Origin of the sequence: Austwickia sp. TVS 96-490-7B, assembly GCF_019331795.1 — a bacterium.
Lineage (GTDB): Bacteria > Actinomycetota > Actinomycetes > Actinomycetales > Dermatophilaceae > Austwickia.
Map to the genome: position 1 here is coordinate 138810 of NZ_JAHPZL010000001.1, position 11498 is coordinate 150307.

The 11498-nt window shown below is 63.8% G+C and carries 10 protein-coding genes; 7 read left to right on the top strand and 3 right to left on the bottom strand.

Going from position 1 to position 11498, the window contains the following annotated elements; genetic code table 11:
• Positions 1-237: 237 nt before the first annotated feature.
• Both KEM60_RS00645 and KEM60_RS00650 read right to left on the bottom strand, forming a co-directional pair.
• Positions 238-471 carry a thioredoxin family protein gene (locus KEM60_RS00645; protein WP_219105567.1) on the bottom strand — a complete coding sequence of 78 codons (234 nt, stop codon included), beginning with the start codon at positions 469-471 and terminating at the stop codon, positions 238-240.
• 54 nt (positions 472-525) lie between these two features.
• Complete coding sequence (locus KEM60_RS00650; protein ID WP_255574090.1) at positions 526-1581, bottom strand: permease; 1056 nt, start codon at positions 1579-1581, stop codon at positions 526-528.
• A gap of 103 nt (positions 1582-1684) precedes the next feature.
• Between KEM60_RS00650 and KEM60_RS00655 the strand changes: the two genes are divergently transcribed.
• The 5 genes from KEM60_RS00655 to KEM60_RS00675 all read left to right on the top strand — a co-directional run bounded on the left by KEM60_RS00655 (position 1685) and on the right by KEM60_RS00675 (position 7342).
• The gene (locus KEM60_RS00655) at positions 1685-2062 is read left to right on the top strand and encodes a helix-turn-helix transcriptional regulator (RefSeq protein WP_219105569.1); all 378 of its coding nucleotides are present in this window, start codon (positions 1685-1687) and stop codon (positions 2060-2062) included.
• Positions 2063-2616: 554 nt separating this feature from the next.
• Positions 2617-2937, top strand: coding sequence for a PLD nuclease N-terminal domain-containing protein (locus KEM60_RS00660; protein ID WP_219105570.1), 321 nt, complete (start codon positions 2617-2619; stop codon positions 2935-2937).
• Positions 2938-3414: 477 nt separating this feature from the next.
• Entirely contained in the window at positions 3415-4359 is a 945-nt protein-coding gene (locus KEM60_RS00665; protein ID WP_219105571.1) for an ABC transporter ATP-binding protein, read from the top strand.
• Positions 4356-5111, top strand: coding sequence for an ABC transporter permease subunit (locus KEM60_RS00670; RefSeq protein WP_219105572.1), 756 nt, complete (start codon positions 4356-4358; stop codon positions 5109-5111). Before KEM60_RS00665 ends, KEM60_RS00670 begins: the two co-directional genes overlap by 4 nt.
• 257 nt (positions 5112-5368) lie before the next feature.
• On the top strand, positions 5369-7342 hold the full coding sequence (locus KEM60_RS00675; protein WP_219105573.1) for a hypothetical protein: 1974 nt from the start codon (positions 5369-5371) through the stop codon (positions 7340-7342).
• Positions 7343-7383: 41 nt separating this feature from the next.
• Here the strand turns inward: KEM60_RS00675 and KEM60_RS00680 are convergent, their stop codons facing one another.
• Positions 7384-8646: an MFS transporter gene (locus tag KEM60_RS00680; protein ID WP_219105574.1), complete on the bottom strand. Its 1263-nt coding sequence runs from the start codon at positions 8644-8646 to the stop codon at positions 7384-7386.
• Between the two features lie 182 nt (positions 8647-8828).
• On the opposite strand from KEM60_RS00680, the gene KEM60_RS00685 reads away from it, so the two are divergent.
• The gene (locus KEM60_RS00685) at positions 8829-9302 is read left to right on the top strand and encodes a hypothetical protein (RefSeq protein ID WP_255574092.1); all 474 of its coding nucleotides are present in this window, start codon (positions 8829-8831) and stop codon (positions 9300-9302) included.
• 59 nt (positions 9303-9361) lie between these two features.
• The gene (locus KEM60_RS00690) at positions 9362-10684 is read left to right on the top strand and encodes a DUF4921 family protein (RefSeq protein WP_219105575.1); all 1323 of its coding nucleotides are present in this window, start codon (positions 9362-9364) and stop codon (positions 10682-10684) included.
• Positions 10685-11498 lie beyond the last annotated feature (814 nt).

The window sequence follows — 11498 nt, forward strand, 5'->3', positions numbered from 1 at the left end:
TACTTGCGGCTTGCAAGCTTCTAGATATTCATTAAAAGGGCGAATCGCTCATGAATAACGCCCTTACCTGTCCTGGGTTAATGGTTTCTGCTGGCACCGAGCCAGCAGATCGCACTTCGATTGCTCCTGCTAAGAGATGCCGGAGGTACGCCGCAGCCATCTGTGAACGCCCCGCATTGTGGATGACAGGCAAAAAAACACAGACGGCAGCGCTGAGGAGCCTGGTGAGGGGGCATGTCAACGGCTCAGCAGGGCTACGATTTCGTCCTGCTTAGGGACTCGCCCAGAGACCAGCACTTCCTCATCGACGACCAGACCAGGGGTCGACATGATCCCGTATGCCGCGATGTCGGGGTAGGCAGTGACTTTTTCGATCGTGGCGTCCAAGCCCAGTCGTTGGACAGCGGCCCGGGTTTCGGCTTCTAATGTGGTGCAGTTCCGGCAACCGGGGCCGAGGATTTTGATATGCATCTGGCGATCCGTTTCTGTGAGGTGGGCGGCGGGTGGTGTCGGTCTTCAAAGTGGTCAGGCGAAAGCGTTGAACCCAACGCCGATCACCATGATGCCCATGGCGACTGACCCGAAGAACAAGGCCAGTAGACGTGGTTTAAGGACCTGTTTGAGCAGGACAAACTCCGGGAGGGACAGCGCCACGGTGGCCATCATGAAACTCAGCACCGTTCCTGGAGCCATACCTTTGGCGTAGAGCGCTTCAGCGATGGGGACCACGCCGGCAGCGTTGGCATACAGCGGAACACCCAGCGCAGTGACGACGGGCACGGCCAGGGGGTTGCCTGGACCGGCGTAGGTCGTGAGGAAGTCTGCGGGCACCCAGCCGTGGATGAGGGCACCGACAGCGACACCGATGAAGACCCACATCCAGACTCGGCCGACGATCTGGTTGGTCTCTTCGCGGGCAGCGGCGACGCGCTCCGCCAGGGTGGGGCGGTGACCGGTGGCGTGGAGTCGTGCGGTGGGGGTGTCCCTAACGAAGTCAGCGACCTGGTCATCAAGGTCGAGGCGGGAGAACATCGCGCCGAGGATGATCGCCAGCCCCAGACCGGACACGACGTACGCCGTGGTTAGTCCCCATCCGAAAGTCTGGCCGAGCAGGATGACCGCCACTTCATTGACCAGTGGGGATGCGATGAGGAAGGTCAGCGTCACTGCCAACGGCACCCCAGCAGCGACGAATCCGATGAACAACGGGATGGAACTGCATGAGCAGAACGGAGTGATCGCGCCAAACAGAGCTGCCAAGATCAGCGCCATGGGCAACGATCGCCCGTGCAGCCAGGTGCGCACGGATTCGGGCCGGATGGCCGTGCGGAGCATTCCGATCACAAAGATCATCCCGAGCAGGAGCAGCAGCACTTTGCTGCTGTCATAGAGAAAGAAGTGAAGCGCTCCGGACAAACGATCGGCAAGGTTTAGGCCAGCTAGGTCGACGAAGAGCCAGGTCCACAGCTGCTCGTTGAGGGCGTAGAGCAGGACCCACGCGGCGGCGACCAGGAGAAGCTGCACCGCGAGTCCCGAGCGGGTCGTGGTGGGCTTGGTGTCGTGTGGCAGCTCAGAAGACACCGTTTCCTCCTCAGTCACCTCACCATCAATATATCGATGGATGTCTATACGTGAGACGCTAGCCCTCATATCGACCCCCGTCAATGTGATCTAGGGTGGCCCCATGACGGCGTCCCCGACCCCCACCTCCTCGCCCTGCGTCGACCACGCCGCCGCCTTACTTCCACCAGAGCAAGCCCAGGCCCAGGCGAGCATCCTCAAAGCCCTAGCCGACCCGGTGAGACTCCGCCTGATGCACCACATCGCCGCAGCTCCTGGCGGCACCGTCTGCTCCTGCACTCTCCCTGAGGCGTTAGGGATCAGCCAACCCACGATGAGTCACCACCTGAGCCGCCTCGTCGCAGCAGGCCTGCTCACACGAGAGCGACGCGGCAGATGGGCCCATTACTCGATCGACTCCGCCGAAGTACGCCGCCAGATCGCGCACCTCAGCAGCCTGCTTCCCCTTCCGGAAACAGACGACCCCACACCAGCCCCCTGATTTACGACGGGGGCAGTTCCCCCACCTTTTATTGTCGTGAGTCGTCGATTCGTTGGCAGTAGCCGGCGAAAGTATCGAGGATGTAGTCGGCGGTCTTGGTCCATACAAACGATTTGAGATCCTTGTGTAGCCAGGTCTTCACTGTCACGCTGGCACACTGCCCTCCATCGAGCTGCTACGAGCGCATCAGCCGACCCCTCGACAGACGTCTCCGTTCTGGCTGGCGGACATTCCCCACCCAGCGCGGCCCGCACCGGGTGCCACAGCTCTAGCAGAGCTCACATAGGAGCGCCTTCAAGCAATGAGCGGCTATCCCTCACAAAGCAAGGTACGTGGAATTACACTAGCCTCAGTGGTCTGAGTAGATCGGACGTACCACCGATTCCGCGAGGCGCCAGGCTTCGTCGGCGCATCGCCCACCTGTTCTTTAACCATGCGGCAGGAGTGCCCGAGTCCTATCGTTCGGGGTGCGCACGCGCGCTGTTCGATCGGTAGGTACCCGGCGGACTGCCCTCAAGCCGAGGCGCCGCGCCACGCGCAGAAGGGATATCTGCATGTTCCCCTTCGCTCAGGACCTCATCACCGGTGCCCCCGCCTATGAGTCGGCGACTGCATTGGGCTGGCGCATTCTTGTACCCCTCGCCATCGCCGAGATTTGCTTACTCGCATTGGCGCTCTTCCGGTGGGCACGAACCCCCGCCGACCGATTTACTGGAAATCGCTGGGTCTGGCTAGCGGCAATTTTGCTCCTCAACTTCATCGGCGCGATCACGTTCCTGTTCTTTGGCCGCCGTCCCGCAGCCATCGACAACCACGGCCGGATCGGCACATCCCATCCAGACCACGTAGCTGATGTGCTCTATGGCAAGCGATGAGCTTTTGCTTACGCATGGTGGAGCAGCCCTTCTTGGAGGGCTGCATCCGCTCCCTGTCGTGCGATGTGCATGCAGGTGGTGGCGAGATACGACCTCGTACCCGTGGCGAAAAATCTCTCCAGCGGTGGAGGCTCACCGAGCAGCTACGCACGTGGCCTGAGGTGACCGCCCTGCGGGGGCGATCCGAGGCGCGGGTCGGTGCCCGACCGACGGTCACGGCTCGTGTCCTGTCGGATGTTGGGGGCACCGAGAAACATGAGCTCGATGCGGATCATCTGCTGATCAGAGCGCAAGGCTGCGAGGCGGTGACGCTCACGGATGGCCCACAAGGACACGGTGTCGGCTCCGCCTCCCCCCAAAAAAAACCACCGCGCGAGGAGAAGCCGTGAGCCCATCGCATCTCTTCACTATGGAGACCCACATGCAATCGGCTGCCATATCGGCCGGGTCCGTGTGCACCGCCTCGGGCGGCCCCCGATGAATGCCGTCGAGACGCGCGGCCTGCGCAAGGCGTACCGCGACAAGGTGGCCCTGGAGGGTCTCGACCTCACCGTGGAGTCAGGCCAGGTTTTCGGCTTCTTGGGTTCAAACGGCGCCGGCAAGACGACGACCATCCGCCTGTTACTCGGCCTGGCCCGGCCGACGGCCGGAACGGCCCATATTTTGGGGCACGATATGGGCCGGGACAGGGCGAAACTCACCTCAATGGTGGGTTATCTACCGGACGTGCCGGGCTTCTACGAATGGATGCGCGCCCCCGAGTTCATGGCATTCGCCGGTCACGCCCACGGACTAGCGGAGAGGACGCTCAGGGAGCGGAGCACCACGCTCCTGGAGATGGTCGGGCTCAACGGAGTAACCACTAAGATTGGTGGGTACTCGCGTGGCATGAAGCAGCGGCTTGGGATCGCACAAGCGCTGATCAATGCGCCGCACCTGCTCATCCTCGACGAGCCGACCTCCGCGCTGGACCCCATCGGACGCCACCAGATCCTCGATCTGGTGGCGTCCCTGCGTGGGCGCACGACCGTCGTCTTCTCCACGCACATCCTGTCCGATGTCGAGCGCGTGGCTGATCACGTAGCCATCCTCGACCACGGGCGATGCATGATCCAAGCGCCTCTGCAGGAGCTGACGGAGCGATACCGAAATCATGCACGTGTGCATCTGCGCGTGACAGACCCGCACCGGACCGGCTCGCTGATTCATTTACGGCAGACCTTGGCGGCTGAGCCTTGGGTCAGCGCCATTGAGGACACCGAGGACGGGTGGATTCTGCAGCTGCGCGCCGCCGAACCCGCGAGTCTTCGAATCCCCCAGCTCATCGCCGCCGAACGGTTGGCCCTGGACCGTTACATGACCAGCGTGGCTACCCTCGAGGATGTCTTCCTCGCCATCACCGGACAAGCGGAGGCATCATGAACGGCTTCCGGGCGATGCTCATGAAAGAAGTTCGCGAGACGCTTCGTACGTGGCGCATCGCTGTCCTCCCGGGTTTTATGCTGCTGAACGCGGTTGCGAGTCCGATCTTGGCCGCTATGGCGCCGCGACTGCTTACCGCGACGATGGGCGCTGGTGTCCCGGCGCTCCCAGATCCGACCGCATGGGACGCCTACGCCCAGTGGGTGAAGAATCTGACACCCCTCACGGTGCTGATCGTTATCGTCACGGCAAGCGGCAGCGTCTGTGGGGAGATTGCGGGAGGGGTTGCCCCAATCGTCCTCACGAAACCAATCAGCAGAGTCGCCTTCGTCATGGCTAAGTTCGCCGCGGCCACCCTCCTCATCCTTGGTACGACGACCGTCGCTACGCTGCTGACTTGGGGCGTGACATTGGCGATGTTCCCCAGCATCCCCTGCGGCCCATTAGTCGGGGCCAGTGCTTTGTGGTCTACCCTCGCGGTCCTCTCCTTAGCGCTGTCGTTGCTGTTCAGCAGCGTTCTACGGTCGGCGGCTGGAGCAGCCGGGCTGGGATGTGCGGTTCTAATCGTCCTGTCGACATTGAGCATGTGGGACACCGCTGCCAGGTATAGCCCGGCCGGTGTCGTCGCAGTCCTGCCCAAACTGGCACAGGGTAATTCAGTGGATTGGGCCTGGCCGGCCGCGACATCGCTGGCCTCGACCGGCCTCTGCCTGTGGGTGGCTATCCTCGCCCTGAGCCGCCGAGAGATCTGACATGCAATCGGACTGGATCATGGGTTGAGCGCGTCGTGTGATGCCTGGCGATGCCGCGTCGAGCGCTGGTCCGCCGCAGCCTGGCCGCAGTTGCCCGGGCACCGTCGGCCCGCCTGCTGGACCCCCGCGTCATTGCTTCTTCCTTGCCCAGCAAAGTAATTGGCTCACCAGACGGAGGTGTGAAGCTAACCCGTGGCCGGTTCCGGTCGATAGGTCAACGGTAGAGGTGGCCCCGACCCCTGCCCGAAAGGACCGGCATGACCACGCGCGACGACTCCGCCCACCCGCAGGGTGAGACCCGCGCCGAACGCCGACGTCGCCTCGCCCAAGGTCACAGCCCCCAGCCTGTCGTCCCCGAGCAGGGGCAATCGCCGTACCCTCCGGGCACGTCCGTGCCCTACCCCGCCTCCGTGGACGCCCCAGACACTGTCTCCTCCTATCCACCGGCAGCTCCGGAATACCTGCCACCGTCGTACGAACCGCTCGGCTACCCTGCACCGCCGTTCCAGGGTCCGTACGACCCCCACCCGTACGGCGTCCACGCCTACCCCGACATTGAAGACGCCGTCGTCGAGGAGTACGTCGAACCCCCCGCTCACCTTCCCCATCTTCCGCCCACCGTCACCACCCCGGTCGTCGATGAGCCACCTGTGGCGAGCGCGCCGGCGTCCCCGCCTCCGCACGAGCCGCGTCGGGCGATGGAGTCTCGCCTCGGGGACGGGGCGCGGCTGGCGGCGGCAGGTCAGGATCCTGGGGTGTCTCGGTCGGCGGCGGCAGCATCACCGTCATCACCATCAACGCCATCGTCAGCAGAGCCGTCCTCGCCAGCAGGTCTGGCTGATAGTGCCGATCCGGCGACGGCTGCTGCCGCGCTGCAATTGTTGGCGGCACAGGCTGCTGCGGCACGCCTCGCTGGTGAGCAGCCTGCGTTAGGTGCGGCTCCGTCGCGTCCGGCTGCGTCATCGGCGCGCCCCGATGCGACTGACCCGCGGGAGCGTGCCGCGCGTGAGCAGCGAGCTGCCGAGCGGATTGCCGCTGACAAGGTTGCTGCGGCGCGGATGGCGGCAGTGCGGGCAGCTGCGGCCCAGAAGGTGGCATCTGCAGCGGCCACGGGGGCGGGCCGTCACGATGAGGCGTCGGTGCCCAGCTCGGAACCGGTGAGGCCTTCATCGTCACCGAAACCGGTTGGGGCGGTCGGGGGCGGAGCAGCTCGGACAGGCTCGTCGACCGATGCTGGTGCCCCCGCGGCTGGAAGCATGTCGCCCGCCACCGTCTCATCGGCGGGTGGGAGGGGGCAGGGACGTACGACGACCCCGCGGTGGGCGCGGATCGTCTTTCCGCTGGCTGCTGTGGTTGTCCTTGCTGCGGGGGCAGCGGTGATGACTCCGCAGATCTTGTCGGTGGTGCAGCCTTCTGGCGCGCCGAGTAGCGCGACCAGCGTCACGCAAGCTCCGACGAGTGCTGAGTCCAGCCCCGCCGGGGCGTCTGGGACCGCTCCGGCGGGGGGTGCTTCGGGGTCACTGGCGGCGGGGATGGCGTGTGATCCGGCGCAATGGTCAGGTCAGGTGAAGGACACGGCTGCGGCGGCGGAGTTCACTGCTGAGGGGGTGGCCCAAGCGTTTTGCCTGACGGCTGGGACGGTCCGCGATATCGGGTTTACCGAGTTGGCGGTCAGGCGTGACAAGGACAAGCCGTACACGGTCGGGGACTTCGCGACGGTCCGCACGTATTTGTCGCCGTCGTTGGTGGCGCAGTGGGATCGGGACGTGGCGGATCTGGTGCGCACCCAGGATGTGAATAGTGCCGCGGCGCAGCGCATCTCTGCGTTGACGCGGCTGGCCTGGGATAACTCCCGGTTGACCTTTGACCCGGCAGCTAGCGGGCGGTCTAGCAATTTTGCGGTGGGGCAGCCGGTCACGTGGACCGCTGAGGGACCTGATGGCAAAAAACGCCTCGGGTTGGGCTTTGAGACCGGCATCGTCACTCACATGCTTGACGGTGGGCGGAAGGTCGATCAGATCCTCAAACGGACCTATCGAATCGCTGTGGTGAAGGGGAATCCGTCGCGGCCGTGGCTGATCGACGCTTATCAGGTGACCTCGCAGACAGCGGCGCTGTCCACGGTGTCGATGTCACCGTCCGCCCCAGGCACACCGGGGGCGCCCATCGTGCCAAGCAGCCCCGCAGTCTCGGGGAACATTCCGACTCCGGTCGTGCCGCCCGCCCGGTGAGCCGCCATCCTGTCGTGGGTTCGGCGCGCGATGATGTCAGCTCAGGACGGCAGCGGTGGGTCAGCAACCGGGTCGCCGTACGGCCCGTCATGCTCGACCACCACAGGAAGCGTCTCCGGGGCGGGCAGCCACGCGGCTACCGCGATGACCATCAGCACACCGGCGATCCCAAAGGCCCAGGAAAATCCGACAATGTCGGCGACCATTCCCGCCAGGATGGGACCGACGATGGTGCCGGCATCCTGAGCCATCTGCACCGCAGCGAGGACTTTCCCGCCGCTGCGTTCGTGCCCGATCACGTCGGCAGCGCACGCCTGCTGTGCGGGAATGAGGATGCCGGCGCCGACACCTGCGACGAAGGACACCGTCAGCAGTGCTGGTGCGTTGGTGGAGAATCCGATCACCGCAGTGGCAATACCATTCACGACTAGACCGATGAGGACCAGCGGTTTGCGCCCCCACACGTCGACCAAGCGGCCAGCCACGCTCAGCGCGGCCGCATCCCCGGCAGCAAAAACGGTCAGCGCCACCCCAGCCCAGCCGACACCCATCCCCGGCACGGTCACCGCAAACAGCGGCAATAAAGCCACCCGGGAGCCGTACGTCGACCAGCCGTTGCAGAAACTCGACACCAGCAAAGCCCGATAGGCCCGCCCCTGACAGGCCTCACGCACCGTCATCACCGGCAGAGCCGTCGTCGTGTCCTGGCGAGGTGAGGACGCTGCGGGGATCTGCCAGGCCACCACTGCCGCAGCGATCAGCAACGTCACGGCATAGGCCAAGAAGGGCACCCGGTAGCCGAAACCAGAGGTCATCCCGCCCAGCACCGGCCCCAGGATGTTGCCGAGCAGGAAGCCCGCGCCGTAATGCCCCGAGATGCGGCCTCTGATGGTCGGTGGCGACAACCGCACGATCAGCGCGGTCGCCGACACAGTGAACATCGTCGAACCGACCCCACCGAGGCTACGGAAGATCAGCAGCTGCCAATAGTCCTGGGCGAGAGCGCACGCCCCTGTCGACAGCGCCACAATCACTAAGCCACTCAAATAGACCGATCGCTCACCCCAGCGCACGACCAGGGCACCCCCCGCCGGGGCGAAAAGCAGTCGCATCACCGCGAAAACGCTGATGATCGCCGCGGCAGCTTGCACCCCGACGTCGAAGCTCCGGGCGTACGCCGGCAGGACCGGAGCGACCAGCCCGAACCCGATGGCGACACAGAATGCAGCCACGACCAGCACCCATATTTCGCGGGGGATGCTGGGGGCAGAGGGGGCGCTAGGCAGGTCAGAGGTGTTCGTCATGGCATCGCCCAGTATCACTGACACTCCCCCAGACCCAGCCGCCGGGCATGCCGACAACCCAGCAGAACATCGAATCCACTTCTGCTTCACTTTCTTTCGAGAGTGTCGATAGGGCACATGACAGACCGCCTCGACTTACCCTCCGGAGGCTGCACATGCGTATTCCTGCTCCGACTCCCGGCATGCCACCCCCCAGGTCAGACGCCGTAGTTCCCCCGGTGCGCTCGCAATTTGTGCCGGTGTCGGCTTCCCCGCATGACGGAGTGGACGCGCCCGTCACGACGGCTGCGACGCAGCGGGTCTCCCGGAGCAGTACGGCGGACCAGTTTTCCGTCCTCAATGACTTCCGGTATCTCACCGACTCGGACAAGCGGATGCTGACCGAGGTTACCGGCGAGAAAATTGAGCCGGGTTTCACCGACAAGCCCGGTTCAGCCAGTGCCTTCGCATTGCAACTGGCCTTGGATCGACGTACCGGCCAGCTGGCCCCGCACCAGCCGGTCACCAGCGTTTATTTAAAAAATGCCGCCGCTGAACTCGACCAGCGCAACGGCGGGAGAGCCGGTTTCACCAATCCGTACTCCGGGGACGTGATGGACAAGGCGGTGGCTTGGCTCGATGCGCACGGCAAGTCACGAGCCGATATCCGGTTGTGAGCCCCGGGGCGTGGTGACCGCCCTCCCGTCTCTAGGCTGCTGCCGTGCTGCAACCACACATGCCTTCTGCAGAACCGTTGACGAAGATGGCCGACGGGACGGTGAAGCAGATCCATCCGTTCACCGGCACGGAGGTGTGGACCGTACCGGGGCGAGGCAACCGTCCCCTCGGGGTACGTCGCAGCGACCCACTCCCGGTCGAGCCTCTCGAGGCGCGCCGCCACTGTGCGTTCTGTGAGCAGCGCTACCCCGAGACGCCACCAGAAAAGGCGCGGGTGACTGTCGACGATGGCACCTGGCACACCCTGCACCACGTGCCTTTCGACCAGATCGGAGCGAGCGTCGCGCAGTTCCGACGTATCCCCAATCTGTTTGAAATCGTCTCCTACGACTATTGGCACGCCAACTACGGCTATGTCCTGCCGCCGAGCATCCAGGAGCACCGCCAGCGCTATCTCGCCGACCCACTGGGTCGGGAGCATGTCCTGCGGGTGCTCTTTCAACGGTGGTCTGCGTCTGGTCGCTCTGAATCCGACTGGGATGCGCTGGGTGAGCAAGACAAGCTGGAACAATCCTCCGGGTTCTTCGGCGGCGGGCATGACGTGATCGTCGCCCGCCGCCACTTCATCGATGGCGCCACCCACGACGACCAACTCGCCGGTTCTGGGACCCTCACGTACGACGAGCACCGCCGGTACGTCGACTTCACCGTCGAATCGATGCGTGACCTCTACCAGCAAAACAGATACGTGCGATACGTCGCTGCCTTCCAGAACTGGCTGAAACCGGCCGGGGCGTCCTTCGATCACCTGCACAAACAGATCGTGGCGATCGACGATCGCGGAGTGCAGACCCAGCTGGAGCTGCAACGGTTGCGCACCAACCCCAACCTTTACAACGAACTAGCCGTGGATTACGCCGGCTACCACAACCTCATCGTCGCGGAGAACGAACATGCCGTGGCGTTCGTCGGGTTCGGGCATCGCTACCCCACCTTAGCCATCTACAGTCGCAGCCCACGCTGCCGCCCTTGGGAGCAGACTCCTGACGAGCGAGCTGCCCTCTCTGACCTCCTGCACGCCTGTCATGCCGCGACCGGACCCGATATCCCCTGCAACGAGGAGTGGAGCCATCAGCCCCCAGACGTGGACTTACCTATGCCGTGGCGGATCTTGGTGAAGTGGCGGGTATCCACACTGGCCGGGTTCGAAGGGGGCACCAAGATTTATCTCAACACCATCGACCCCTGGAATCTGCGCGACCGGGTCGTCCCTGCCCTGCTGCGGTTGCGAGACGAAGGGCGGATCGCGCCGGGTATCACGATCGGCGCTGAATGCTGCTGCGTGCCGAACTCGCTGCTCTACAACCCTGTGCTGCGTTGACCCGCGCTTTCCCCCCACCCCCAGCAAGCCCGCCCAGGCAGCCAGCAACCCGATCCACGTTAACTTCACTAACCCCTGTTAACACCTGAATGCCGCTGCGGATCTGACGATCTGCACCCCCAGTGCTGCCCCGTTTACTGGCACTTTACCCAGGTCAGCGAACGGAAAGTAGACATGACTCGGACGTCCGTCTCAGGATTAAGTCACGGGCCGGACACACGGACCGTGAACCACACGAGGGACACGCGATGTCCTGAACGCATGGGGATGCATTCAGGACGATGGCATGGGGATGCCGACATCGTCGACGTGATCCTGACAGCATCATCGGGGGACAGCATTAACGCACCTGTTGGGGAACAGGAAAACATCCTGAAATAGCTGGGGAGCATCATTTCAGGAATGCGATGACCGGATTGTCGGCTGGGGAGTCGAGACAATCTGGCATCGCTCCCGAAGTACATGGGGATGTGTCCTTCGGGGGCGAAAAACTGATCATGGACTCAGGGGTGACGACATGATCAGTGACATTTCCGCCACCAAGGAAATGTCGCCTCGAGCGATCTCATAGATCATTCGAGGGTGCACAGGCAGGATGTCATGTCTCACCCATGATGGGGGCGGCATGACATCCTGCCTTTTTATTTTCACCTGGCTACGACCAGCGCAGATGTCATTCTGCCAACCTGCTGTCAGTTCTGCTACACATCGCTGTCCCGCCACCATGAAGAGCTCACCTCAGGATTTTCCTGCCGCCTGAATCACCCCTAAAGCAGGGTGATCAAGCTGTGGTCGATCCGCGCCACGATGGCTG